We start from the raw sequence: 24,957 nt of genomic DNA on the forward strand, positions 1-24,957 counted from the left end.
GCGGGGGCGGGTTCGTTTTTCCGGGAAAGGGCCGGGTTAAACGGCGGCCCCTCGTGGGGAAGGGGGGGAAGGGCCCCGCCCCCCCCTTGGGATGGGGGGGGGGGGGGGGGGGAGGGGGCGGAGCGGGGGAACCGGCCCCCCTTCGTGTCGCCTGGCACAAGGGGGGGATGCCGCTGGACTGGCAGCTGCTTAGGCGTGGAAAGAAGAACGGCTCCCCGAAACCACAGGTTAATGGATGCCGATGTCCGCGGGTCGGACCATCATCCAGCGTTTATTGGCGGAGGGATATTCCCAGGCTTCGCGTTGTTGCCGGGCACGGATTTTTCGGGCTTCTTTTGTGGCATCCCAGTATTTTTCCTTGCGGTTGATCCAGAGCTTGATCCCCCCAAACGGCTCCGTTTCGAAGAGCATGGGGTGGTCATTGAGGGAGTCACCGGCTGCGAGGATGGGGCGGTTGACCGGGTGGATATAGTCTTTGATGGCCCAGACTTTTCCGAAGTACATGGTGTTGGGGCTCCACAGGGTGGGGGTCAGTTCCATGGCCATGTGTTTTTGTTTCGGATAAATCTCATCAAAGAAGTGGCCCTTTTTGATCTGGAGGCGCGCGGTGGTGATCTCCTCGGTGGTGCGATCCTTTAAAAGGGTGCTGACGCCAATGACATTTTCGGGCTTGATGTTCAGCCCGTATTGGGGATCGCAGGCGACCATGCGGACCAGCTCTTCCAGGGCAGCGGAGATAAAGTAGACCTCTATGCCGTTCTCCTGCAGGGCGTTGACCAGCTCACGCATGCCGGGGTAGATCCGGGGGGTCTCCACTTCGAAATCCACGAGGGATCCGCCGCTCCAGTATTTGGCGGGGATTTTTTCGCCGTTTAAGGCAAACAGGTCGTCCACGTGGCCTTTCAGCTCTTCGAGGGTGAAGCCGGCAAAGACCTGGGCGATCCAGGGATAGCCCACCTTGTGGTCGATGTCGTAGAGTCGGTAGGCATAGGAGGTGAGGCTGTCCTCCGGGTGGAAGGGGATGACTTTCAGGGAGGGGTCGATGGTCTCCGGACTCATGAGCCCTTTGTTTTCCATGTAGGGCAGCAGGGACTCTTCCAGGTCGCGGTACCAGATGGTGTTGTCGCAGTCAAAAACCGCGAATTTTCCCTGAAAGGCGTTGCGTTGAATGAGTCGGATGAGTTTATGCCGTTCGGCTCTGGGCCAGTGCTCCAGGTTCATGGCATAGCCGGTGGAGGCCAGGAGGATGAGGATGACTGCAAAGAAAACTGTCTTCTGAAACTGTTTCATGTCTGCTTTTTCTCCTTACTCTTGGTGGGTTTATAAAAAGAATAGACCTTTTTAAATCCTTACATGGAGTGGAAAAAGCAAACCCGGTGAGGCAACCCGTTTTTTTGACGGTTTCGATACAATGAATGGCACGTGATTCCGGTGTGACGCCTTTGGGTGAGGCATAGAGGGGCGCTTGGGGCCTTCATCACGTAGATCATGGATCGGTGCGCGGCCTGTGCCGGGCATCGGTGATGATCATCAATCGAAATGTGTGGGTAACCCGGCTGTCTTCATTCTTTGAAGACCCGTGGCTTTCCGTCCCTGCTTCACAACAGGTTTGGCTTTTTCCAGCATCGGCCTCGGCAGCGGTAAGCGATCGAGGGTTTGATGGAATCCTGATTTAATAAAAACAGGAAAAATGGGTGATGGTGGCCTCTCGAAGAGGCAACTGGCAATATGAGAATGCGAGCTGTAGTGAGGCACCTCATGAGCCAATTATTGATCACCTAGTTAGAAATAAAAGCATACCGTAGAACGGTTGGTCAATACTTATTTAACTTCCGGTATAAAAAAGTTATGTGGCTCTTTTGTTGTATCTTTTTTGAGGCCTGCCATGGAAAGAGAGGTAAGGCCTCAGGGGCTCTGTGGACAGGGTCTTATGAAGTAAACATCACGGAAGATAATCCGTCGTGCTGGCCCTTCCGAGATCGGGCACCTGCCTGATTTTTCCGTGCGCTTTGAGGAAGGCGGCGGTCTCTGCCAGGCTGTTTACGATGGGGGCATCCAGGGCCAGTGCATAGGTGTGGCGGGTCATGGCTGAGCGCATGGCGGCCAGGGGAAGCCCGGTGGCTTTGGCCATGATCTCGGCGGTCTCCTCGGGGTGGCCCAGGACAAAGCGTTCGGCATTCTTAAGGGCCACCATGAAGGCCAAGGTATCCTGTCTACGTGTTGTCAGAAATTCATTTTGGGCCAGGAGCATGATGGGATACTGGTTGCCCAGCCCCCCGAAGGTCATGAGTTCCCTGCCTCCCTTGAGTTCTCCCATGGAGGGGGTGGGCTCACTGGCGGCGAAGGCATCGATGGAGCCTGCGGCGAGGGCCTCGGGCAGGGTAGACGGCGAGAGGTCCACGATGGTGATTTCCCCTGCGGAAATGCCCGCGGCTGACAGGGCAGCAAGCAATCCGCCGTAGGTGGAGGTCCCTTTTTTGATCCCGATGCGTTTGCTGGCAAGGTCGGCAAGGCTCTGGTACGGTGCGTCGGCGGGGACGATTAAGCGGTGGCGATGCTCTCCGGTGCAGTGGCTGGCGATCATCGTCAGGTTTTTCGTGCGGGAGGTGCAGATGATGGCCGCCGTGTCTCCCATGGTCCCGAAATCGGCGGAGCCTGAGTAGATGGCCTCGGCGCAGGCGGGGCCGTTGTTGAAGCGCAGAGGCAGAATCGTGAGGCCCTGGTCGGCAAAGAACCCCTTTGCAAGGGCAATGACGGGCAGGGCGCTTCCGATGCGGTTTTGAAAGACGAATCGGATAGGTTTGGGAGGCCTGTTAGATGGATCGGTGCAGGCGGTCAGGCTGGCCAGGATGCCGATGATCAAGAGCGCCAAGAGGGCTCGAAAGAGAGAAGGCCTGTTCATGTGATCTTTCCTTTGGATGGGCCGATGCAGCAGGGCAGGGTATTGAGCTCATGTCTCAGGTTGTGTACGACCGCTTCCATTTCCTGAGAATAGCGCATTCGGGGGCGCGGCAGGTCGATCTGAATGTCCGCACGGATGTTGTGGGGCGACGGCCCCATGATGATCACTCGGTCTGCGAGGAAGGCCGCTTCCTCCACGCTGTGGGTGACATAAAAGACGGTCTGTCCGAACATTTCCCAGAGGCGGAGCAGCTCATCCTGAAGCCTCTCCCGGGTGTTGGCGTCTAAGGCGCTGAAGGGTTCGTCCATGAGAAGGACGTCCGGCTTGAGAGCCAGGACTCTGGCAATGGCGACCCGTTGTTTCATCCCGCCTGACAGGGTGTGGGGGTAGGCGTTGGCCTGGTCTGCCATGCCCACCAGGCCCAGACAGTGCATGGCTTCTTCGGTGCAGGTGCCTTTGGTTTTGCCCTGCTGGCGGAGGCCGAATTCCACGTTTTTTAAAACCGTCAGCCAGGGGAAGAGGGTGGCTTCCTGGAAAACCACCCCCCGGTCTGGGCCGGGTCCGGTGATTTCGCAGCCGTCAACGTGGAGGTTTCCGGACGTGGGGCGGGTAAATCCGGCGATGAGATTGAGAAGGGTGGTTTTTCCGCATCCGCTGGGCCCTAAGACACAGGTAAATTCTCCCCGGGGGAGCGACAGGGAGACGTTCTGCAAAATTTGGGGGCCGGTGGTGCCGTTGTTTCCATAGGATTTCTCGAGCTCGTAAAGGGAGATCATGCGCCGTCCCTCGTCAGATACCATCGGGTGATGGTCCGTTTTTCAAGAGGTTTGAACAGGAGGTTCTCCACCAGGAGACCGATGAGGCAGATGATGCCGATGCAGGAAAAGGCCGAGGCGTAGTCGAGGGTCCAACGGGCCTCGATGATGGCGTATCCCAGCCCTGTCCCGGTGCCTACCACCATCTCGGCCGCCACCAGGACCCGCCACCCGTTGCCCAGGCCGATACGAAGGCCGCTGATGGTGGCTGGCAGGGCGCCGGGCAGGAGGACCCTGAAGAGAAGGGTTTGGCCCTTGGCCCCCATCATGCGGGCCGCCCGCAGCAGAGTCTCGTCGAGCTGTTGCACGCCTGACAGGACGTTTAAGGCAATGGGGGGAAAGGCGGTGACAGCGATCATGGAGATGGTGGCCGTCTCCCCGATACCGAAGCAAAGGATGGCCACAGGGATCCAGGCCAGCCCGGGAATCAGCTGCAGGACATGGAGGATCGGAAGGGTCGCGTCGCGGAAGGCCTTCGACCATCCCGAAAGGAGGCCGTAGCCAATGCCAGTGACCGCGGCGATGCTAAAGCCGGTGACCCACCGCAGAAGGCTGTCCCCGATGTGGCGTATGAGGGAGGCTTCAGACAGCGGGGCGCCAGCCAGAAGGGCGGCCAGGGTCTGGGCCACCTCCCAGGGGGTGGGGAAGGCCACATGCCGCCTGAGTTGAATCATGACGGCAAGTCCTTCCCAGAAAATGAGAAAAATGAGAAAGGGGAGCATTTTCCTAAGAATGGTTTTTGCCATGGAACGTCCTGTTTGATGAGATCCTTGTTGATTATACAGCTTGATTCAGGTAGTTGCCTCGGATGTATGTCGGGCCGATCTTAAGCGTTGCTCTTGAGTGTCAAGCAAAATTCAGTCCAAGAGTATCTCATGTTTTGGGGTGGGGGGATATGGGAAAAAAAAGCCCCTGATTCGCATCAGGGGGCATGCATTCCATTGCCAGCAGAGAGCTGGAAAGATGGCTTTCCCCTTAACCGGCAACGCCATGGATGGCTTTGGGTTCTTCTGTCACCTCCGAGCTCTCTGGAGCCCCGGCCAGAAGCACGCCGCCGACGACTAAGGCGGCACCTAAATACTGGAGGGGGAGAAGCCGTTCGCCCAGGATGAAATAGGCCAGGACCAGGGTGGAGACGGGGATCAGGTTGGCAAAGAGGATGACGTGGGCGGCCTTGATCCGGGTGAGGGCGTAGTTGATGATGAAGTAAACAAAGAAGGTGAGGCCAACACCCAGGTAGACAAAACTGCCGAGGGCTGCCCAGGAGATCTCGGCGGGCATGGGGCCGGCCAGGGCGCCGGGCAGAAAGAGCAGGGTGGCCCCGAAGACCTGAATGGCCGAGAGATAGAGAAAGGAGTAACGCTCGGCAAGGTGCTTGATGGTCAGGGCGTAGGCGGTGGAGGAGAGGACGCCGCAGAGGATGAAAAAGTTTCCGAGCAGGGGCCGTGTGGCCGCGCCGTCGTCTGCCCCGAAGGCGGAGACGACGATGACGCCGGCAACGGCCAGGGCAATCCCTATACAGCATGTGGGGCTTACTTTTTCCCGGTAGATCAGGAAGGCCCCGATGGCGGCGGCAAGGGGCGCACAGGCCACGATCATGCCCGCCTGGGAGGCGGAGGTGCAGGCAAGCCCCAGGGTCTCGAAGCTGAAGAGAAGAAAGGGCTCACACAGGGCCAGGAGAATGAGGAATTTAAGGTCCCCTTTCCGGTACTCGGGCTTGGGAATTTTATGCCAGATAAAGGCGTAGATCACAGCCGCCAGGAACACTCGGCCCAAAAGGATCTGTGGCAGGGTAAAGGAGCCGATGAGCAGCTTGATGACGATAAAACCGCCGCCCCAGATGATATGGGCGACGACGAGGAGCAAGAATAAAAGGGCCGTGGGCATGGGGGTTTCCTTAAATGATAAACAGAAGAGAGAAAAAATTAAAAAACAGCCTCCGGCGGCAAGGTGTGCCACCTTGAAAGTGGGTTTGCGAATGCGCATCGGGAGGCGCCTCTCGAGACTGAAATGCATCCGCATTCGCCCGACGTGTGACGGTCAGCAACGTGCGTTGCACATGCGTGAGCCGACGGCTTTTCACTGGCGACTCATGGGTTGACATTAATCGGAATAACTCCGGCGGCGAGGTGAGCCATCTCGAAAGTGGGTTACCCCTGTGCGTTTCCCTTCGTTTCTCAGGGAAAAGCACAGGGGTTTTGGTGAATCAGGAAGATCGAAAGCGTTGGTGGTCTGATATTTTTTTTAAATCCCCTTTGTCTAACTTTTCAAAAGCTTGGCCCCCGGCAGGGCCGCCTTTGATGGGCTTTTTGTCATCTCATGGATGTTTTTTAGCCATGAGATGACAAAACGTGAATGCCCCCGCTGGTCACGGGCGAAGCCCGTCAGCGAATGTGACGGGCCTGAGGTACGAAGGCCGGAGCATTCGCGAATTTTTAATACCCGATCCACTGCCAGTAGGTGGTGGCCACGATGACGACGGCCACGCCGGAGAGGACCATGCGGGGGATCATGATCTGGATGAGGTATTTCATGCGGACGTATCCCGTGGCGAACATGATGAGGGCCGGGGCCAGTTCGTAGGGGAAGAGGAACTGGTCGAGTCCGTAGAAGAAGCTGTAGAGCAGGGGCTGGGTATTGAGCCCCAGATTGGCGGCAATTTCGGCCATGGGGATGCTCAGGGAGCTGGCCGCGGCCACCGGGGTGAGGGCCAGATTGGCCAGGATCCCCACGCCGTAGGCAAAAATCGAGGTACCGGCCAGGCTCTCCATGTTTTGAAGGTAGGGCACCACTTTGCCTGCCATCCAGGCCGGGATGCCCAGGCTTCCTGCCACAATCCCTACGGCCATGCAGGCGATGATGAAAAAGAGGATGGGAAATTGGACCTCTTTGACGTCGTCGACCTTGAAGAGGCTGAACAGGGGGGTGAACCCAAGCAGGATGATGCCGCAAAAGGCGTAGTAGCCGGGGACGCCATGGAATTTTTCCGTGGCAAAAGCGACGACGGCCAGGAGGGTGAGGAGAAGGGTCTTTTTCTCATCACGGCTCATGGAGCCCATGGCCGCGATCTCTTCATGGGCGTGGGTCCGGCACTGGTCGATGTACTGCCCCAGCTCCCGGCTTCCGAAAACGTGGAGGATTCCGATGCAGAAGAGGGCGTTTAAGAGGCTGTAGCCCAGGTTGTCGATGAAGAAGCTCATCCATTCGATGGGAACACCCATGTCTTTGACCATGAGCAGGCCCACGATGCCGACGTTGTTGGGCAGGAAGTTGGTGGCCGGGACCGTGGCACCGAAAAAAGCCGCCATGATCAGGGTGGTAGCCGCTTTGGACCCTTTTTCGAGCCCCATTTTACTGCACATGCCGGAGGCGATGGTCATAAACAAAATCACCACGGTGATGACGTCGGGGATGATGGCCCCCACGATGTAGCCGGCGATGATGAAGGCCCCGTAGAGTCGCATGGGGGTGGTGCCGATATGGTCGATGGTCAGAAGGGCGATGCGGTCGGAGAGTTTCGTACGCTCCATGAGGCCGCCGATGAGCATCCCACAGAGGATGACCCAGGGGATGGGGGTGGTCCAGCCAACAAAGGCCAGGTCCGGGGAGGCGACGCCTGTGATGATGTACATCATCATAAGCAGCACCGCCGTGGTGAACAGGGGCATGATCTCAAAGGCAAAGCCGGAGATGGCGAAGATGGTGAGGAACCAGTAAGTGGTGACCTTCGGGGTTTCCGGTGTGTACAGCAGAAAGGCACCGAGGACGGCGAAAAGGAGGCTTAAAGCCCAGCCCCGGGTTTTTTGTGATCTAAGGATTTGAATCATGTCATGTTCCCCTTGAGGGTGCGAATATAGCGTTCAACGGAGAGAGCTGCAACCGTTGCGTCACCCATCGCAGTGGTAATTTGCCGAAAAATCTTCTCGTTAATGTCGCCTACGCCATACACACCGGGGAGGTTGGTCCCCATGTCGGCGCCGGCCAGGATGTAGCCTTTTTCGCTTAAGGTGATCTGGTCTTTGAAAAGATCATTGTTGGGGGACTGTCCGAGGAAGACAAAGATTCCGTCCACGGGGAGGGTTTCCCGGTTCCCGGTGGCCAGGTTTTCGAGGATGGCGCCTGCAAGGCGGCCTTCTTCGAGGCAGAGGTCCACCAGCTTTGTTCCGGTGCGGGCCTCCACCCGATCATCGGCCAGGAGCTGTGTTTGGGTGGTGTCCGCAGCAAAAAAGCGGTTTTGGCTTTCCACCAGGGTGAGCGTTGAGACCCCGACCTGAAGCAGATAAAGGCTTTCGTCAAAGGCGCTGTTGCCTCCCCCCACCACCAGGACGCGCTTGTCTTTGTACGCGCCGCCGTCGCAGATGGCGCAGTAGTGCACTTCATCACATTCCGTGGGCAGGTCCAGGGGGACGGGCTTGCGTCCGGTGGCCAGGATGACCGCCCTGCTGCGGAAGAGCTCCTCATCCGTCTCAACGGTTTTCATCTCCCCTTCAAGGCTGAGGGCTTCTATCTCGCAAATCTCTTCCACGGGCACGGAGAGGCTGTCCACATGGGCGCGCATCTTCTCCATCAGCTCCATGCCGTGGATTTTGGGGTAGGAGGGAAAGTTCAGCACGGTGTGGGTCGAGTTCACGAGCCCCCCGGTGACGCTCTCCTCAAGGATCACGGTGCTCAAATTGGCCTGGGCCGCATAGACCGCGGCTGTCATCCCGGCGGGACCGCCCCCGACAATGACCAGGTCGACGTGTTGTTCCGGTTTCATCTTTATTTCTCCAAATAAGGTGCGCCTTACCCAGCCGGGGTGAGGCAAAGGGTCCACACGTCGCGATCATGTGGGGGATGGTTGATGGGTCCAAAGGAGCGTCCTCCGGCCGGAAGGGCGTCTCCCTGGTGCTATGCGCTTTTATAAAAGGCCGTCATCTCTTTGGGGTTCATCAGGCCCGCTTTGGTGGCGACGATAACGCCTCCTTTGATGATAAAGAGGGTCGGGGCGCGCTGGGCTCCCAGCTCTTCTCTGGCTTCGGGGTTTTCCTCGGAATCCATGTCGAAGAAGGTGACGTCTTCATTTTTTTTGGCGAATTTTTCCAGCACCTTTTCCATGTTCTTGCAGTGGGGACAGTTCTCCTTGAAGCAGATGAGGACCCCGGCGTCGGTTTCGGCGAGGGTGTTTTTGTAGGTGGTGTCGTCAAGGGTGGTAAACATACGGGTCTCCAGTAAATAAAGCATCATTGTTCAGCTTAGGAATGAATACAAAAGAACATGTGTTCAAAACCTGTTTGTCAAACTTTTCAAGAGTTTGGCCCCCGGCAGGGCCGCCGGAGGCATTCTTTCCCTTACGTCGTGCGCAGCTCGCCGATGAAGAGTTTCAGTTTTTGCAGCAGCTCTTCGGCTTTTTCAGGGTTGGCCTCTGCGATGTTGTTGAGCTGGAAGGGGTCGGTTTTGCGGTCATAGAGCTCGTTGTGCTCGGGCATCTCCACCTTGGCACCTGCGGTGCAGGTCCACATCTCTTCGTCCATGGTCTTTTCAGAACCGGCCACGCAGTCGACGCTGTTTTTCTCCTCTTCGCTCACCAGCCAGTGCACGTAGCTGTGCTCTTCGGTGATGATGGACCAGGACATGCCGTAGTAACCGGCGATGGCGAAATCGCGGATCTTGTCCACCTCGCCCTGCATGAGGGGCAGGAGGCTCTCGCCCTGGAACTCTTCGGCGCCGAAGGTGTTCATGCCGTGGTCGCTGACGCCGCTTTCGGTGTCGAGTTGTCCCATGACATCCATGATGGTGGCGGAGACGTCCACATTCTGAACAAAGCTGTCGATACGCTGGCCGCCTTCAACGCCCGGGATGTGCATCATCAGGGGCACGTGGACCAGCTCTTCGTAGGGCCAGGGGCGGGATTTCCGCACGATGCCGTGGCCGTGTTCGCCGGTGCCCATGGGCTGGCCGTGGTCGGACATGAGGACCACCATGGTTTCGTCCCAGAGGCCCTGCTGGCGGATACTGTCGAGAACCTTTCCGATCCACTCGTCCACCAGGGTGATCTTTTCCATATAAAGGGCGCGGATGTGCTCGCATTCCCGTTCGGTGATGCGGCCTTCCACCGGGGTCCAGGGGGCCAGGAGGATGGGGTTGCCCTCGTAGTTGGGGTCGTAGGGGCAGGGCTCACCTTTCCAGACCGAGGGTGGATCCCAGGGCTCGTGGGGATCAAAGGAGTCCACCCAGAGGAAGAAGGGGCGCTCTTTGTCCCGGCGTTCCTGCAGCCAGTCCAGGGTGCGGTTCACCACCCTGGCCACGTAGCTGTCGGCGTTGGTTCGCCTGTGCTGCTGCTGTCGCAGAAAGCAGCCGATTTCGTCTAAAAGCTGCTTGCTGTCGTCGTCGATGAGGTTGCCCTCTTTGTCCCACACCATGGAGGCGGAGGTGAAATCCTCGGGTTTGAGGGCCGGGTCCAGGGGGACATCGGCAAAGGAGGTGTGGTCGAGCTCCTGGCCGGGGCAGAAATCCACGAAGTCAAAACCGCGTGAGTAGCCGAACTTGGGCAGCCGCATGGGGGCGGTGTCGTAGATGAGGGCGGTCTGCATGTTCTTGCCCCACATGATGTCGGTGAGGGTGGTGTCCTCCCCGCCGAGGGGTTCCCAGCCGCCGTAGGGCAGGGTGAACCGGCCTGTCATGAGGGCACGCCGTACGGGTACGGTGGGCAGCCCTTCGCTGTACGCGTTTTCGAAAAGCGTCGACTGGCGCGCGAAGCGGTCGATATGGGGGGTTTTTATCTTATCGTTGCCGTAGCACCCCAGGTAGTTGAACTGCAGGGTGTCCAGCATGATGAAGACGACGTTTTTGATCTTGTCTCGGTTGAAAGCCATGTGTGTTTCCTCGGCACGATAGGGGGTCTGTCTGTCCGGCGGGTGATGCCTGCCGGTGGGCGGGAGTGGTAAGGGCTCGCCGCGGACCTGTTTGACAATGGGAAAAGGGTAGGGCATTCGGAGGAAAAATTCTGCTTCATATAAGACACTTTCTGAAAATTCATTGAATTATATCATCAATAATTTTGATCAAAGAGGGCGGATCGGACAACCGAAAAGGAGGGCGTGAACGGCCAGGGCCTGAGACAGCGGCCCCACGGGACGACATGGGGGATTAAGGATGGGTACCGTTTTGTCACGGTTTAAGGCGAGGGGCTATTCGGGGGTGAGAAGGCAGAGGATTTTGCCGTGTTCCAGGAGTTTTATGGGGGACAGGACCTCAAGGCGGGTCTTGGAAAATCGCCCGATGATGCCTTCGTCCCGCAGCTCATGGATGACGCGGCAGACGCTGCTTCGGTGGATGCCGAGGAGATTGGCCATGTCCACCTGGGAGAGGTCGGGGTTGACGGTTTCCTTTTCCCCCTGTTCCCGCCAGATGTGGGAGAGCATGCGGCAGATCTGCCCTCGGGCGTCCAGGAGGTTGGAATCGTAGATCTGGCTGAAAAAGGCCCCGCCCTTGACGCCCAGGGATTTGACGAGGTTGAGGACCAGATGGGGGTATTCCCGGCAGAAGGCGAGGTCTTCAAGAAGGGTGTTGGGAAAGACGATGATTTCGCATTCTGTCAGGGTGCGCAGGCTGTGGAAGTGGACACTGGATTTGTGCATGAAGGTGATCTCACCGAAGAGGACCCCCTCTTCCATGATCATCACCACCCGTTCCTGGCCGTCTTCGGCGATGCAGGAGAGGCGCAGGTGTCCCCGATTCAGAAAGAAGAAGGTTTCGACCTCGGTGCTGCCGAGCTCATGGTGCCGGGGGAGGACCTTTCGTTCTCCGAGATGCATGATCTCACGCCAGGGGGCGTTGAGTTCCCGGATGCGGAAAACGGCCATGTCCTGCTGGTATGTTTCGCTGTCGTATGGACTCATGCCCAGGGCTCTCCTCTTGCCTGTTTGGCCCGGCCGAAAGGTCTATCCCCTCGGGCGTATTCTTTTGACAGTCATACGATATCGGTGGGGGTTTGGCACGCGGGATTTGTCCATGAGGCCTCCACGGACAGGCTTGATCCCGGATATTTCATGAAAAGCGGTCTCCGGTGGCAAGGGGACACACCCTGGCATGAACGTTGAATGTGTTTCAGCTTTTTTGAGACAGTTTGGACCAGAAAATCAGCAATGGGACATGTTTTGCGTCTTGGACACAGGGTTGGAAAGGCGAAAGGGGCATGTGTCGGCAGAGGTCGACTGAGCCTTTATCTTTATCGAATCAGTCCGTGAGAAAACGTTTGCTGGAGACAAGCCAGTGTTTTTCTTCAGATCATGAAACGTGGCGGTCTTTGGCAAAAAGCTTTGTTCAAAGGGAACAGAGGGCGGGGACGAGAGGGGCGGTGGACAATGATGGCCGTAAAGGATTGTTTGGCACAGATGTTGTAGTGAAGGGTGGCGTTGATCAGCAGGGTCTGTATCCAAGGATCCGGGGGGACCCTGACCTGCTGATTAACCGCTTTATTTTTATGTGTCACATCGGGTGAGACAGTGGGATTACAGATACAGGTGCATCGGAGTTGGACGACATGAGTATCAAGGTTAAGCAGATTTTTTTGATGGTTGGTTTTTCGGTGATTGTGGTGTTTATGTTTCTCTCGACGGTGGTGGTGTCGGGAAGAATGAAGGATGACGGACTGGTCATCAACCTGGCGGGGCGGCAGCGCATGCTTTCCCAGAAAATGACCAAGGAAATTTACGATTATTCGGCCACCTCCGATCCCAGCCTCACAGACACCATTCAGAACACCGCCCAAGTCTTCGATCTCACCTTAAAAGCCCTCACTGATTCCGGCAAGGCCCCCCTGAACCTTCAACAGACCGAGGCCCGCCAGTGTCCAGCGTCTACAGGGGAGGTTCGTGCCCAACTTTTGAAGGTCTCCTCCCTCTGGACGACTTTTTACGGGCACCTCGACGCCATTGTTGCTGGCGGCAGCGGGGCGGGTGCCAGCCTAACCTGGGTGAAGGCTAATAATGTGAAACTCCTTTCCGAGATGAACGCTGCCGTGGTGTTGATGCAGGACGCCTCCGAGAAAAAACTCTCCCTTCTCTACACCCTTCAGATGGGGGGGATCGTGGCTGGCCTTCTCATCATGATCCTGGGTATCCGCACGGCCTTTACCCTGCTGACCCGTCTTGCCAGGGTAGAGAAGTTTGCCAGGCGCCTTGGCTCCGGTGACCTCAACGCCACCTCCGGTATTACCGGGCGGGATGAACTCGGCCGTATCGGAGCGAGCCTCGACGGCATGGCTGTCGAGATGAAAACCATGCTCACCGGCGTCGTTCGCAACTCCAAAACCCTTTTTGACACCTCCGGGATGCTGAATTCCCTTTCCGGCGGCATGGCCAACAGCGTCTCCTCCATCGCCACCCAGTCCCAGTCCGTGGCCGCTTCAGCGGAACAGATGAGCAACAACATGAACTCCGTGGCGGCCGCCATAGAACAAGCCTCCACCAACGTCGGCATCGTCTCCGGCTCCACCGAACAGATGATGCTCACCATTGTGGAGATCGCGTCCAACACCGAAAAAGCCACCGAGATCACGGCCGACGCCGTGAGTAAAACGGAAACATCGGCCGATAAGATCTCCGTCCTTGGCCGGGCCGCCAATGAGATTGGCCAGGTCACCGAGGCCATTACCGAGATTTCGGAGCAGACCAACCTCCTGGCCTTAAACGCCACCATTGAGGCCGCCCGTGCCGGCGACGCAGGCAAAGGGTTTGCCGTCGTGGCCCATGAAATCAAGGAACTGGCCCGACAGACCGCCGAAGCCACCCAGGACATTCGCACCCAGGTGACCATGATCCAGAACGCCACCCGGGACGCCGTGGGTGAAATAACGGGTATCAATGAGGTCGTTCACGGCATCAACGAGGTGGTGGGAGGGATTTCAGCCGCCGTGGAAGAGCAATCCGTCACCACCCGAGAGATCTCTGATAATATCGGTCAGGCCTCCCTCGGCATCCAGGACGTGGCCGTGAATATCGCCGATACCTCCGTGGCCGTGGGCAGCGTCGCCCATGACATCTCCGAGCTGAATCGGGAAACCCTCGGTATCAGCGCAAGCAGCACCAAGGTGGCCTCCGAAGCGGCCTCGTTGAACCACCTCTCCGAAGATCTTGAAACGGCGGTGGGGCAGTTCAGGATGTAGGGTTTAACAGGAAAGGCGTTTCTGGTGCGACGTTCTGGGGTCTTCGTTCAATGGATTCGCATTCTATTCACTATTCAGCTGACGCCTCCGGGGGCCAAACTTTTGCCGATTTGTATGGCCTGGGTTTGACAAACAGGCCTTAAAAAACAATCTTGGGTAATCTAAAACCCAAGGCGAATGTGATTTGACCCGATAAGTCCGCCTACGCAAAAGCCTTCGGCGCGACAATCGATCCGTCTTCGTGTTCAGCGACGCTTGAAAAAGTCAGCTACGCCGTGACAAGGGGGCAAAACGCATCCGCAACCTGCTTTCAAGGTGGCACACCTTGCTGATCATGCTTGATGCATGGCTTATGTCGTTTTTCTCGATTCACTTTCTTGGGTCGTATAATACATTTGATTCGGGCTCCTGGGCGTATCGGGCAGGGTCGGTTTGAGTCGCCCCGAGTCAATCAGAGGTTTTAGAATCACTTTGCGAAAATAATCCCTGTTTTTGATTCCGATATGATCTTGGATATGATCCCTGCTTTTTGGCGTTTTGCAAAATATCAGGATTGTCTTCGTTCTTTCAGCTTGCATGGTAGCTTGCATGGTAGCTTGCATGGTAGCTTGCGCGGTAGCCTGGGCAGGCACTGTGGGGATGACCATTTTGAAGATATCATCCTCGAAAAGCTCCGGCATCTTTCCCTTGGAAAAAACAGGGGTGTATTTAAACAGGTTCCGCACCCCGGAGCCCAACTCGTCTGCAAATCCGATCTCCTTGAACACCTTGGCGATCAACGGGTTCTTGGGGAACGGGGTAAAAAGTCTCGGGTCAATGAGCCCATGACCGTGGGGACGGTTGGCATTTTCAAAAACCACCCGATCGGTTTCGATGATCATCTTGGCCGGAAAGGCGCTGGCATACTCCCTGTGAATGAGGATGTTGGCAACGGCCTCCCGGAAGATCTTGCTCCGAAGGCTGACGCGCACGTCCCCCTCCAGGTAAAAGGGATCGGGAAGGTGTTTGGCCACAAAGGCCATGAGGCGGTCGTAGCTGTCCATGAGGTTGGTGCGGATGTCATCCCCGTCGTCGTTCCGGTCAAAGATCTTTCCCGCGGTTTGATGCACCTGGGAACTCTCCGGCACAAAGAGATAGATGATTTTTTGACCCGAAAGATCAACCACCTCCGGAGCCAGGTAGACCGGCGGAAAGAGCTTCTGCGGGTTGTTGTCCAGGGTCACCAGATTCCCCACCATCTCAGAAAGGCAGGCCTCCTCCACCCCGCACACCTCCCCGTCATCCCTCACCCCCAGAAAAAGGTGCCCCCCGGACCGGTTCAAAAACGCACAGATCGTCTCAAAGAGATCCTTGTTAAGGCCGGTTCGTGCCTCCTTGAACTCCACAGCCATCCCTTCACCCTGGCAAATGATGCCAAGCAGATGCTCACTTTTGTCCATTGGGATACTCTCCTTGGGGGGCGGGTCATGATTGTTGAGAAAAAAGCGTGCCTCCGGCGGCGAGGTGTGCCACCTCGAAAGCGGGTTGATGGGGGAGGCGTGTTAGGCTGTCCTAAAGGCATCAGTTTTTGCATGAGTTTCTCGTTCCGAATGCTCCTTGGAGGCTCTGACTCCATGCGTGAGAGCACCGTAACCTGTGAATTTTACCACTCACGTTGCCGTTTCACATACCGGCAAGGCAGAGCATTGCACCCGACACTCATTTAGGTAGAACCTGAGAGCGAAACATCATAAGCTTCATATGGTTCGATGATGTTTTTAAGCTGCGTTGTATTAATTCGAGGCTTCGTTGCACCCTGTACTAAGCGTTTCCGATCCCAGGTGTGGCTTCAAGCTTCAGGTTATGACTCTTTTTTCTTGTTTTGTATGCTAATTGGCTTGAGGGTGAGGGTCAAGAGAGACTTTGTAGGAGGGCGCGGAGCATTCGCAAACCAGCTTTCAACCCCTCAACGCGTTCAGTTTCGATTGGAAACGTCGGCTCTGCTGTAGCAAGGGTGTCTTTTTAAAAAGAGCCATGAGCGAAGCGCATTCCTCGAGCGAAGAACGACGCACCAGGAACCAGGAACGTTTTTCTCGCTTTCCCTTTCCTTGATTTTTTCTCATATATTGACAGGGTTGTCATCTGAGGCTATGGTTGAGTGGCTTGTCGGCCAGCTGGCCGACTGATAGGCTTGGGAATCAAGGGATGAATGGTTGGTCCATCTGAAACGGGTCCGTGGTTACGGGTCGGAAAAGGAGGCTTACATGAGCGGTTCCATGGAAGTACAGGCTGTACCCGATATTGACGCAACGCCCTGTTGCAATGCTGTGACAGGGGATATTATGGGGTATTCTCCCCTGCACACGGTGGAGGCGCTTAAAGAGGCCATTGCGGCGGGTCGGCAGGCCCAGGCAATTTGGGCGGCGATGCCGGTCAAAGAGCGGGTGAAGCGGATGAAGGCGGTGCGGGCTTATATGATGGCCCACCTCGACGAATTGGCGGAGACCGTGGCCCGGGATGTGGGGAAGACACGCATCGACGCCCTGGCCACCGAAATACTGCCTGCGACCATGGCCCTGACTTACTATTGCGGTAAGGCCAGGGGCTTCCTCAAGTCTCGGCGGAAGGTGCCGGGGAACCTGTTTCTTTCCAACAAGTGGAGCCAGATTCATCAGGTGCCCTTTGGGGTGATCGGGGTGATCTCGCCCTGGAATTACCCGTTCACCATTCCTTTCTCCGAGGTGGTCATGGGGCTTCTGGCGGGCAACGCCGTGGTGCTGAAGACCGCTTCAGAAACCCAGGCGGTGGGGCTTGCCCTGAAGGAATGCATGGACGCGGCCGACCTGCCACGAGGGCTTTTCAGCTTTATTAATATGCCGGGCCGTATCGCCGGAGACGCGTTTTTGGAGTCGGGGATAGATAAGCTCTTTTTCACCGGGTCTGTCTCTGTGGGAAAGAAGCTGATGGCCAAGGCGGCCGAGACCTTGACGCCCGTTTCTCTGGAGCTTGGGGGCAACGATGCCATGCTGGTTTGCGAGGACGCGGATCTGCATCGAGCCGTCAATGGGGCGGTTTGGGCCGGTCTTCAAAACGCCGGACAGTCTTGTGGCGGGGTGGAGCGGATCTATGTTCACGCCTCGGTCTACGAGCCATTTATGAAACTGATGAAGACGAAGGTCGAGGGACTTCGGGTGGGATACGACCGGGATCACACCATGGACATCGGGGCCATTGCAACCGAACGTCAGTTGGAGACGGTGAAACGCCATGTGGACGACGCCCTGGCCAGAGGGGCGGTTATCTACGCGCAATCCAAGCCCCCCAAAGACCCCATGCAGGGCCATTTTTATCCGCCCACGGTTTTGACGGAGGTGACCCATGAGATGCTGGTGATGGCAGAAGAGACCTTCGGGCCGCTTCTGGGGGTGATGAAGGTGGTGAGTATGGATGAGGCGATTCTTCTTGCCAATGATTCCGACCTTGGGTTGACCGGGTCGGTCTGGTCCAAAAAAGGGAAAAAAGCGCAGGTGCTGGCAAGGCAGATCATGGCGGGTGCGATTACCATCAACGATCACCTGATGAGCCACGGCCTGGCCGAAACCCCCTGGGGCGGCTTTAAGGAGTCGGGTATCGGGCGCTCCCACGGCGCCATCGGGTTTGCCGAGATGACCACTCCCCAGGTCGTGGTCCAGGACGTGCTCCCCTTTGTGAAGAAAAATTTGTGGTGGCACCCCTTCAGCCCCAAGGTTTACCGAACCGTCAAGGGGGTGGCCCAGGCCCTTTATGCTCCTACCTGGAAAGGAAAAGCCAAAGGCCTTGGCAACGTGCTGATGGGATTTCCGCGGATGTTTATGAAATAAGAGATAAAAAGTGCCTCCGGCGGCCCTGCCGGGGGCTAAACTTTTAAAAAGTTTAACAAACAGGTCTTAAAACGTATGCTTGATACGAAATTCACATCCGCAACCTGCTTTTAAGGTGTTTTTATCTCTTTCTGAGATGCACGTCTTGCCCCCTTTTCTCCTTGCCCTTTCCCTACACCTTCTTCAAAAAACAGGTCTTCAGCACCATGGTGGTTTTTCCTTCACGGCACTCGATATTCTCCGGGTTGTCGGTGAGGTGAATTTTTTTAAGGGTTTTTCCTCTTTTGACCTTCAGGTCTTTGATGAGCTGAACCGAGTCGCCGTCATTTAAAAGAGTGCCGTTGCTGTCTTTGGTTTTTATGGTTGCATGTTCTCCAGTATTTCAGACCGTTACGTGCTTCGATGCGTTTGGGTTGAGTTAATAGGGGGGGGGCTTGTCCATGGGGGACCGCCAGGGTTTGGCGGTCGGGTTGATATGGTTCGGAACACCTGAATTTTTTTTACGGGGAGAGTGTATCAGAAAATCGGGGATTTGGCCTGTAGGTTAGGATGGGAAAGAGCCTGCGGTGCTGAGATTTCGCTTCATAATATCGCCGGAATGGCGATAAACTATCTATAGAACGATGTTTGACACCCTGACGCCATGTAGAGACTGTTTGGGGCGTTTATTTTCTCACTTTTGTTTCATTTGACTCGCTGTTGAAAAATCCAAACGACTGACGAAAAGAGGTATCAGGGGGGCTTGACACGTTCAAGACGTATGACGCACGTCGCGGGGAATGCCTTGAAAGTCAGGAGAATAGGATAGGTCCATCTTTCGATGGAGAAGGGGAAACACGATATGGCTGCGAAGGAGTGGAGATGCTAAAGAACGTATCAATCAAGGCTCGGATCTTTATTATTGTCGGGATGGTCATGGTTCTTTTTGCGGGGATGCTGTTTGGATCGTTTGAGACGGGGCGGCTGGCAAGGGAAGCGGGCATTCGGGAAGCGAAAGCGGTGATGCTTTCGGGGCAGAAGGACAAGGTGAAAGTGGCGGCACACTCGGTGGCGTTTCTTCTTGGACAGGCGCTTGAGGGCAAGGAAGACCCCGATGAAGTCAGGGCCATCGTCGAGGGCCTTATCGAGCCGATTCGGTTTGAAAAGGACCGGTCAGGATACTATTTTGTGTATCACGATACGACCGTGGTGTGTGTGGCCTCCAACCTCTCCCTTGCCGGGAAGAGCTTGAAAGACGCCCGGGATGCAGATGGCGTCTATTTTGTTCGCGAACTTAAAAAAGCGGCCCATTCTGGCGGGGGGTTTGTCTCTTTTCGGTTCGATAAGCCCGGCAAAGGCATACAGCCCAAGCTGGGATATTCGGAGATGATCCCCGGAACCTCTTTCTGGGTCGGAACCGGTGTCTATGTCGACAACATCAATGAAGAGACGGACCGCATCGAATCACTCATTTCCAAAGATGTCGACAAGGGGGCTATGATGGTGGCGGGCATCGCCGGCGCCTTTTTTCTGCTGGTGATTCTGCCTGGAACCCTGACCCTGGCCTTTGGGATTACGCACGCCTTGAAACAAGCCATCGAGGGACTTAAGGGGATCGCAGAAGGGGACGGGGATCTCACCACCCGCCTTGAGATCAGGAGCCAGGATGAGACCGGGGAGTTGGCCCACTGGATCAATGCGTTTATTGAAAATCTTCAGGGGATTGTTCGTGATGTGGCGGACAACGCTCAAGGGCTGGGCCGGGCCTCCGGCGAGCTCTCCTCCGTATCGAGTGACCTCTCCCAGAATGCAGAGGAAGCCGCTTCCAAATTGCAGGCCGTGGCCGATTCCGCAGACGAAATGAGTGGCAGCATGGTTTCGGTGGCCGCTGCCAGCGAGCAGGCCGCGAGTAATGTGGGGATGGTGGCCGCCGCCTCGGAAGAGATGAGCGTCACGGTTCAGGATATCGCCGCCAATTCGGAAAAAGCCAGCACGATGACCCAGAGCGCCATGGGCAAAGCACGGGTCGCGACGGAAAAAGTGGATCGTCTGGGCGGAGCCGCTCAGGAGATCAGCAAAGTCACGGAAGCGATTACCGATATCTCCGAGCAGACCAATCTGCTGGCCTTAAACGCCACCATCGAGGCTGCCCGGGCCGGGGACGCCGGGAAAGGCTTTGCCGTCGTCGCCAATGAGATCAAGGCCCTGGCCGCACAAACGGCCGAGGCCACCCAGGAGATCAAGCGGCAGGTGGAAGGCATTCAGGGGGCGACCCAGGAGACTGTGTCCGAGATCCGCACCATTTCTGATGTGATTGTGGAGGTGAACGATATCGTGGCCACTATTGCGGCCGCAGTGGAGGAGCAGGCGGTCACCACCCGGGAGATTGCCGGGAACGTGGCCCAGGCAGCCCAGGGCATTGAGGAGGTGAACCGCAATGTAGCCGAAAGCTCGACGGTCTCTGAGCACATCGCCACGGAGATTCGCGGGGTGAACGCTACCAGTGGCGAAGTGGCCGCCAGCAGTGCAGTGCTCCGTAACAGCGCTGCGGATTTGATTCGCCTTTCAGATTCTCTGACGACGATGGTGGCACGGTTTAAGGTGTGAAAAAAGAGGGCGAAAGGCGAAAGGTAGAAGGTAAAAGGTAAAAGGTAAAAACACCTCGGACGTTGGTAGCCGATGCGCTTTGTCCCCCTTGTTTTTCTGGGCAAAGCGCATTTTCTTTTGTTTCAACAGGGTGTCCTTTCTTCTTTTGACTTCATGGGTTCAACCTGAACGGCTGTCTAATCCGGTAACTTAATACTCGGATAGCCGGGTGAAAGAGATGTCAAACTTTTCTCCTTGCCAAAAGGGGAACTTCTTGATTATAGAATTTGATTCAAGCCTTTTGCACCTGCCTGTGGGCAAATATCCATTTTACATGACGGCTTTTTTCGGTACCCGTTTACTTGGTGAAGGGTGGTGCAGCGGCTTTACCACCCTTGCCGCCGAGTTATTTCGGTTAAAGTCACCGGATGAGTTGGATTCTGCTCACCTGCAGCTCATGCTATTGCGATGAACTGTGCGTTACCTTACACTTCACGCGAATGCGGACGCATTTCAGCCCGGAGTGACGACTTCCGATGCGCATTCGCAAACCTGCTTTCGAGGTGGTACACCTCGCCGCCGGAGGCAGGCTTTTGCTTATAAGGCAGCTTTTAAACATCAGATTAAGGACAACCATGGACAAATCAGAGTTGTTGAATCGATTTGGATTCTCAGGTTTTCGGCAGGGACAGGAACGGGTGGTGGATCGTATTCTGGGTGGGGAGTCGGCCCTGGCGGTGTTTCCCACGGGGGCGGGCAAGTCCCTTTGTTATCAGCTGCCGGCCCTGGGCTTGAACGGTTTGACCCTGGTGATTTCACCGCTCATCGCGTTGATGAAGGACCAGGAGGACTTTCTGAAAGGAAAGGGGATTCCGGCAGCCCGCCTGGACTCCACACTGACAAAAGAGGAGTCCCGAAGGATTATCGGGGAGGCCATCTCCGGAACCCTTAAGATTCTCATGGTATCGGTTGAGCGGCTGCGAAATGAGATCTTTCGCGAGCAGCTGAAGCGCATGACCCTTTCCCTGCTTGTGGTGGATGAGGCCCACTGCATCTCCGAGTGGGGCCATAATTTTCGCCCCGATTATCTTAAAATTCCCGAGTACAAAGCGTACTACAAGATTCCTCAGGTGCTTTTGCTTACCGCCACGGCCACGCCCCAGGTGGCCCAGGATATCTGCGGAAAGTTTGGGATGGGGGAGGAGAGCTGTGTGCGCACGGGTTTTTATCGGCCCAATTTGCATCTCCAGGTGATGCCGGCGGCCAGCTTCGGGGAGAAAAGAGGCAAGCTTCTTGAGGCGATGTGTCAGGAGCCCTCAGGGCCTTCCATTATCTACACGACGCTTCAGAAGGGGGCGGAGGCGGCCGCAACCTTTCTATCGGAGAACGGATTTCCCTGTGAGGCTTACCATGCCGGGCTCGATCCCGAGACCCGGGCGTCCATTCAGGACCGCTTTATGGCCGGGACGCTGCCGTCCGTGGCGGCCACCATCGCCTTTGGTATGGGCATCGACAAGAGCAACATTCGTAAGGTGATTCACTTTGACCCGCCAAAATCCATTGAAGGCTACAGCCAGGAGATCGGGCGTGCCGGGCGCGATGGTGCTGAGTCGGCCTGTACCTTAATCGGCTCCCGGGAGGGTCTCCATACCCTGGAAAATTTCGTTTACGGGGACACCCCGTCCCGAGAGAGCATCCACGCCCTCTTGTCCGAGATCGCATCCCATCCAGAGAGGCACTGGGAGGTCCGGCAGTTTGAGCTTTCCAAGCACCTGGATATGCGGCCTCTGCCCTTGAAAACTCTGCTTGTGTATCTCGAGCTCTTCGGGGTGATCAAGCCCCTGCGGGTTTTCTTTGAAAATTACGCCTTTAAGTACGAACGCCCCAAAGAGGCTATTGTCGGGGCTTTCCAGGGTGAGAGGCGGGCCTTCGTTGAAGCCATTGTCCTTGGCAGTGCCGATAAAAAAGTGTGGAGCTACCCCGATATGCAGGCCATTGGGGAGAAGACCGGTTCTCCCCGGGAGCGGATCCTGACCGCCCTCTCCTGGTTTGAAGAGCAGGGGATGATCACCCTGAAACAGGGCCGTGCCGTGGATGTCTTCGAGATTCTCCAGCAAGAGATCGATGTCCCTGCGTTAACCGAACACCTTTACGATCTTTTCAGTCGAAAAGAGGTCACCGAAGTGGCTCGGATTCATCAAATTATAGATCTGGCCGATCAGAACACCTGTCTGCCGCAGGCCCTCTCTACTTATTTTGGAGAGCCCCTCTCCGCCCCGTGCGGGTTCTGTTCGGTCTGCAAAGGGGTGTATCGTCCCCTTCCTCCGGCTCCTTCTGTGCAGGACCTCTCCTCGCTGCGTCTCATGGATCTCGCCGGCCCCTTTGTCTCCAAACTTACCGATAAAAATCCGCGTCTTATCGCCAAATTTCTCTGCGGTATCCCCTCACCCTCCCTGGCCCGCACCCGAAAAGAGAAAGGCTTCGCCGCCCTTGAGACCGAGCCCTTCCACGATGTGGTGGCCTGGTGCGAACGGGAACTGGGTAAGGGATAAGGGCATGAAAGAATAGCCTTCGGTGGGCAGAGGGGCTGCATCGTCTTGACGTAGACATATGGCTATCGTAGAATAGCCATATGATTTATGGATAGAAACAGGTCTTTTTTGGAGGGCTTATGTTTGCAGAGGAACGACATGTCTACGGGTGCCATACCCTGGGGATCGAGACGGACGATCTGGATGCGGTCATTGCCGCCCTTAAGGCGGGATTTCCTTACAGTGCGTTTGAGGCGTTGTGGCAGTCCGTGGGCATTCCACAGAAAAAGCTCGCGGAGGTGGCCAACATCAATCAGCGGACTCTGACCCGCCGCAAGCGGGAGACGCGATTTCATGCCGACGAGTCGGAGCGGCTTCTTCGGATCGGCCGGGTCGTGGAGCGAGCCATTGAGCTCATGGAAGGGGACTCGGAGGCGGCAGCCGCCTGGTTGATGAAGCCCAGCCGGGTCCTGGGAGGGACATCACCTCTGGATTATGCGGATACGGAACCCGGCGCACGAGAGGTGATGACTCTGATCGGGCGTCTTGAGCACGGGGTGTTCAGTTGAGACCCCTTTACCGTATCACCACCCGTCGATTTGGGGCTCATGCCGAAGACGCCTTTAGCGGGGACGGCGCCAGGCTCTATCCCGGTCGGTGGAACAGTGGGGGGACTGCCGTTGTCTACACCGCTGAAACGCTTTCTCTTGCTATGCTGGAAATGCTGGTTCATATCGATGAGGCGATGCTCTCACGACGCTATGTCTACTTTATCCTTGAGGTCCCGGAGGCCTTTGTTACCCCTCTCTCTCGGTCAATCCTTCCAGAAAACTGGGCAAGCTACCCGGCCCCCTCTTCTACGCGACTGCTTGGGGACGCCTGGGTGGCCTGGGGAGAGACCCTGGCTTTAAAAGTCCCCAGCACCCTGAATCCTGTTGAACACACCTTTCTCATTAACCCATCCCATCCCTGGTTTTCCCAATGTGCTATTTCTGGCCCGTTCAGCTTCTTTTTTGATTCCCGATTGAAAAAAAGTTTGGCCCCGGCAGGGGCACCGGAGGCGTAAGCTAAATAGTTACATTCTCGATTGAAATGATTCAGGTCTCCTGGCTTTTACAAGGCCTCCCCCTCCCTTCGCCTTGACCCGGTCTCAAGGCACTTGTAGAATGAATCATACCTAAAATTTGGAGGGCTTATGCTTACAGATGAACGGCCGAGGTATGGGTGCCATCTCCTTGGGGTGGACGCTGTGGACCTGGATGCGGTAATCACCGCGCTGGAGGCGGGGTTGCCCTATCGCGCGTTTGAGTCTTTGTGGAACGCCGTGGGTATTTCTCAAAAAAAACTCGCGGAGGCAGTACGGATCAATCCGCGGATCCTGGCACGTCGCAAGCAGGAGGAACGGTTCCATGCCGATGAATCCGAACGCCTTTTTCGGATCGCCATGGTGGTGGAGCGCGCCATCGAGTTGATGCAGGGGAACGCCGGGACAGCGGCGGCCTGGTTGATGAAGCCCGCCCACGCCCTGAAAGGAAAGAGACCCTTGGATTATGTGGACACGGAGCTTGGGGCACAGGCGGTGATGCGCCTGATGGAACGGTTCGAGCACGGGGCGTTCGGTGGTGAGCCCGTTGACGCATGGGTGCATCGTGATCCGTGAATAGTGAATAGTGAATAGTGAATAGTGAATAGTGAATAGTGAATAGTGAATAGTGAATAGTGAATAGTGAATAGTGAATAGTGAATGGTGAATGGTGAATGGTGAATGGTGAGTGGTGAGTGGTGAGTGGTGAGTGGTGAATGGTGAGTGGTGAATGGTGAGTGGCACTCACTTGATCGTTTCGGCCAGCTGGATGATATCCCGTCATAATGAAAAAAATGACGACAGAACAAGAACGCCAACCCGAGATAAGCCTTGGATTTGGGCGCGCCGTTCTCCGTCGCGGCTTTTTTTCCTCTCGACATTCCCCACACCGCTTTGAAGCGCGGTGTCCTCGGATTTACATGGCTTTTTCCCTTGACAGAGCGACGCATGGCAGCCATTTTTTTAGCCTTTAGCCTTTAGCCTTTAGCCTTTAGCCTTTAGCCTTTAGCCTTTAGCCTTTAGCCTTTAGCCTTTAGCCTTTAGCCTTTAGCCTTTAGCCTTTAGCCTTTAGCC

The 24,957-nt window shown here is 56.3% G+C and carries 19 protein-coding genes and 1 riboswitch; of the genes, 7 read left to right on the forward strand and 12 right to left on the reverse strand.

Annotated elements, in window-relative coordinates; translation table 11 throughout:
* Positions 1-228: 228 nt before the first annotated feature.
* The 10 genes from Q1Q75_RS08215 to Q1Q75_RS08260 all read right to left on the reverse strand — a co-directional run bounded on the left by Q1Q75_RS08215 (position 229) and on the right by Q1Q75_RS08260 (position 11,597).
* Complete coding sequence (locus Q1Q75_RS08215) at positions 229-1,290, reverse strand: HAD family phosphatase (RefSeq protein WP_300669141.1); 1,062 nt, start codon at positions 1,288-1,290, stop codon at positions 229-231.
* A 253-nt stretch (positions 1,291-1,543) separates the two neighbouring features.
* A riboswitch (cyclic di-GMP riboswitch) is annotated at positions 1,544-1,624 on the reverse strand.
* A gap of 318 nt (positions 1,625-1,942) precedes the next feature.
* The gene (locus Q1Q75_RS08220) at positions 1,943-2,902 is read right to left on the reverse strand and encodes an ABC transporter substrate-binding protein (protein WP_300669144.1); all 960 of its coding nucleotides are present in this window, start codon (positions 2,900-2,902) and stop codon (positions 1,943-1,945) included.
* Positions 2,899-3,678 carry an ABC transporter ATP-binding protein gene (locus Q1Q75_RS08225; protein WP_300669146.1) on the reverse strand — a complete coding sequence of 260 codons (780 nt, stop codon included), beginning with the start codon at positions 3,676-3,678 and terminating at the stop codon, positions 2,899-2,901. The genes Q1Q75_RS08220 and Q1Q75_RS08225 overlap by 4 nt, the downstream gene beginning before the upstream one ends.
* Positions 3,675-4,463 carry an ABC transporter permease gene (locus Q1Q75_RS08230; RefSeq protein WP_300669149.1) on the reverse strand — a complete coding sequence of 263 codons (789 nt, stop codon included), beginning with the start codon at positions 4,461-4,463 and terminating at the stop codon, positions 3,675-3,677. Before Q1Q75_RS08230 ends, Q1Q75_RS08225 begins: the two co-directional genes overlap by 4 nt.
* 229 nt (positions 4,464-4,692) lie before the next feature.
* Entirely contained in the window at positions 4,693-5,604 is a 912-nt protein-coding gene (locus Q1Q75_RS08235) for a DMT family transporter (RefSeq protein ID WP_300669151.1), read from the reverse strand.
* Between the two features lie 548 nt (positions 5,605-6,152).
* Positions 6,153-7,544: an SLC13 family permease gene (locus tag Q1Q75_RS08240; RefSeq protein ID WP_300669154.1), complete on the reverse strand. Its 1,392-nt coding sequence runs from the start codon at positions 7,542-7,544 to the stop codon at positions 6,153-6,155.
* Complete coding sequence (locus tag Q1Q75_RS08245; protein ID WP_300669156.1) at positions 7,541-8,476, reverse strand: NAD(P)/FAD-dependent oxidoreductase; 936 nt, start codon at positions 8,474-8,476, stop codon at positions 7,541-7,543. Before Q1Q75_RS08245 ends, Q1Q75_RS08240 begins: the two co-directional genes overlap by 4 nt.
* A 131-nt stretch (positions 8,477-8,607) precedes the next feature.
* Positions 8,608-8,916, reverse strand: a complete 309-nt coding sequence (locus Q1Q75_RS08250) for a thioredoxin family protein (RefSeq protein WP_300669159.1) — start codon at positions 8,914-8,916, stop codon at positions 8,608-8,610.
* Between the two features lie 131 nt (positions 8,917-9,047).
* Positions 9,048-10,571, reverse strand: a complete 1,524-nt coding sequence (locus Q1Q75_RS08255; protein WP_300669162.1) for a sulfatase — start codon at positions 10,569-10,571, stop codon at positions 9,048-9,050.
* Positions 10,572-10,886: 315 nt separating this feature from the next.
* Positions 10,887-11,597: a Crp/Fnr family transcriptional regulator gene (locus tag Q1Q75_RS08260; protein WP_300669164.1), complete on the reverse strand. Its 711-nt coding sequence runs from the start codon at positions 11,595-11,597 to the stop codon at positions 10,887-10,889.
* Positions 11,598-12,241: 644 nt separating this feature from the next.
* On the opposite strand from Q1Q75_RS08260, the gene Q1Q75_RS08265 reads away from it, so the two are divergent.
* A complete protein-coding gene (locus Q1Q75_RS08265; RefSeq protein WP_300669166.1) occupies positions 12,242-13,864 on the forward strand; it encodes a methyl-accepting chemotaxis protein in 1,623 nt (540 codons plus the stop codon).
* 350 nt (positions 13,865-14,214) lie between these two features.
* On the opposite strand, the gene Q1Q75_RS08270 is transcribed toward Q1Q75_RS08265, so the two are convergent.
* Entirely contained in the window at positions 14,215-15,303 is a 1,089-nt protein-coding gene (locus Q1Q75_RS08270) for an RNA-binding domain-containing protein (protein ID WP_300669168.1), read from the reverse strand.
* 804 nt (positions 15,304-16,107) lie between these two features.
* On the opposite strand from Q1Q75_RS08270, the gene Q1Q75_RS08275 reads away from it, so the two are divergent.
* Complete coding sequence (locus tag Q1Q75_RS08275) at positions 16,108-17,703, forward strand: aldehyde dehydrogenase family protein (RefSeq protein WP_300669170.1); 1,596 nt, start codon at positions 16,108-16,110, stop codon at positions 17,701-17,703.
* A 172-nt stretch (positions 17,704-17,875) separates the two neighbouring features.
* Here the strand turns inward: Q1Q75_RS08275 and Q1Q75_RS22600 are convergent, their stop codons facing one another.
* Positions 17,876-18,064, reverse strand: a complete 189-nt coding sequence (locus Q1Q75_RS22600; RefSeq protein ID WP_366945184.1) for an alkylphosphonate utilization protein — start codon at positions 18,062-18,064, stop codon at positions 17,876-17,878.
* A 500-nt stretch (positions 18,065-18,564) separates the two neighbouring features.
* On the opposite strand from Q1Q75_RS22600, the gene Q1Q75_RS08280 reads away from it, so the two are divergent.
* The 5 genes from Q1Q75_RS08280 to Q1Q75_RS08300 all read left to right on the forward strand — a co-directional run bounded on the left by Q1Q75_RS08280 (position 18,565) and on the right by Q1Q75_RS08300 (position 24,459).
* The gene (locus Q1Q75_RS08280) at positions 18,565-20,289 is read left to right on the forward strand and encodes a methyl-accepting chemotaxis protein (RefSeq protein WP_300669172.1); all 1,725 of its coding nucleotides are present in this window, start codon (positions 18,565-18,567) and stop codon (positions 20,287-20,289) included.
* Between the two features lie 614 nt (positions 20,290-20,903).
* Positions 20,904-22,820 carry an ATP-dependent DNA helicase RecQ gene (locus Q1Q75_RS08285; RefSeq protein WP_300669174.1) on the forward strand — a complete coding sequence of 639 codons (1,917 nt, stop codon included), beginning with the start codon at positions 20,904-20,906 and terminating at the stop codon, positions 22,818-22,820.
* A gap of 119 nt (positions 22,821-22,939) precedes the next feature.
* On the forward strand, positions 22,940-23,368 hold the full coding sequence (locus tag Q1Q75_RS08290) for an antitoxin Xre/MbcA/ParS toxin-binding domain-containing protein (RefSeq protein WP_300669176.1): 429 nt from the start codon (positions 22,940-22,942) through the stop codon (positions 23,366-23,368).
* On the forward strand, positions 23,365-23,865 hold the full coding sequence (locus Q1Q75_RS08295) for an RES family NAD+ phosphorylase (RefSeq protein ID WP_300669178.1): 501 nt from the start codon (positions 23,365-23,367) through the stop codon (positions 23,863-23,865). The genes Q1Q75_RS08290 and Q1Q75_RS08295 overlap by 4 nt, the downstream gene beginning before the upstream one ends.
* A 129-nt stretch (positions 23,866-23,994) precedes the next feature.
* Positions 23,995-24,459, forward strand: coding sequence for an antitoxin Xre-like helix-turn-helix domain-containing protein (locus Q1Q75_RS08300; protein WP_300669180.1), 465 nt, complete (start codon positions 23,995-23,997; stop codon positions 24,457-24,459).
* Positions 24,460-24,957: the final 498 nt, after the last annotated feature.

The organism is Desulfoluna sp., from assembly GCF_030145185.1.
Lineage (GTDB): Bacteria > Desulfobacterota > Desulfobacteria > Desulfobacterales > Desulfolunaceae > Desulfoluna.

Bases quoted from the DNA above. Each gene is read 5' to 3' on its own strand.
- Q1Q75_RS08215 (WP_300669141.1), bottom strand. From the start codon at position 1,290: ATGAAACAGTTTCAGAAGACAGTTTTCTTTGCAGTCATCCTCATCCTC.
- Q1Q75_RS08220 (WP_300669144.1), bottom strand. From the start codon at position 2,902: ATGAACAGGCCTTCTCTCTTTCGAGCCCTCTTGGCGCTCTTGATCATC.
- Q1Q75_RS08225 (WP_300669146.1), bottom strand. From the start codon at position 3,678: ATGATCTCCCTTTACGAGCTCGAGAAATCCTATGGAAACAACGGCACC.
- Q1Q75_RS08230 (WP_300669149.1), bottom strand. From the start codon at position 4,463: ATGGCAAAAACCATTCTTAGGAAAATGCTCCCCTTTCTCATTTTTCTC.
- Q1Q75_RS08235 (WP_300669151.1), bottom strand. From the start codon at position 5,604: ATGCCCACGGCCCTTTTATTCTTGCTCCTCGTCGTCGCCCATATCATC.
- Q1Q75_RS08240 (WP_300669154.1), bottom strand. From the start codon at position 7,544: ATGATTCAAATCCTTAGATCACAAAAAACCCGGGGCTGGGCTTTAAGC.
- Q1Q75_RS08245 (WP_300669156.1), bottom strand. From the start codon at position 8,476: ATGAAACCGGAACAACACGTCGACCTGGTCATTGTCGGGGGCGGTCCC.
- Q1Q75_RS08250 (WP_300669159.1), bottom strand. From the start codon at position 8,916: ATGTTTACCACCCTTGACGACACCACCTACAAAAACACCCTCGCCGAA.
- Q1Q75_RS08255 (WP_300669162.1), bottom strand. From the start codon at position 10,571: ATGGCTTTCAACCGAGACAAGATCAAAAACGTCGTCTTCATCATGCTG.
- Q1Q75_RS08260 (WP_300669164.1), bottom strand. From the start codon at position 11,597: ATGAGTCCATACGACAGCGAAACATACCAGCAGGACATGGCCGTTTTC.
- Q1Q75_RS08265 (WP_300669166.1), top strand. From the start codon at position 12,242: ATGAGTATCAAGGTTAAGCAGATTTTTTTGATGGTTGGTTTTTCGGTG.
- Q1Q75_RS08270 (WP_300669168.1), bottom strand. From the start codon at position 15,303: ATGGACAAAAGTGAGCATCTGCTTGGCATCATTTGCCAGGGTGAAGGG.
- Q1Q75_RS08275 (WP_300669170.1), top strand. From the start codon at position 16,108: ATGAGCGGTTCCATGGAAGTACAGGCTGTACCCGATATTGACGCAACG.
- Q1Q75_RS08280 (WP_300669172.1), top strand. From the start codon at position 18,565: ATGCTAAAGAACGTATCAATCAAGGCTCGGATCTTTATTATTGTCGGG.
- Q1Q75_RS08285 (WP_300669174.1), top strand. From the start codon at position 20,904: ATGGACAAATCAGAGTTGTTGAATCGATTTGGATTCTCAGGTTTTCGG.
- Q1Q75_RS08290 (WP_300669176.1), top strand. From the start codon at position 22,940: ATGTTTGCAGAGGAACGACATGTCTACGGGTGCCATACCCTGGGGATC.
- Q1Q75_RS08300 (WP_300669180.1), top strand. From the start codon at position 23,995: ATGCTTACAGATGAACGGCCGAGGTATGGGTGCCATCTCCTTGGGGTG.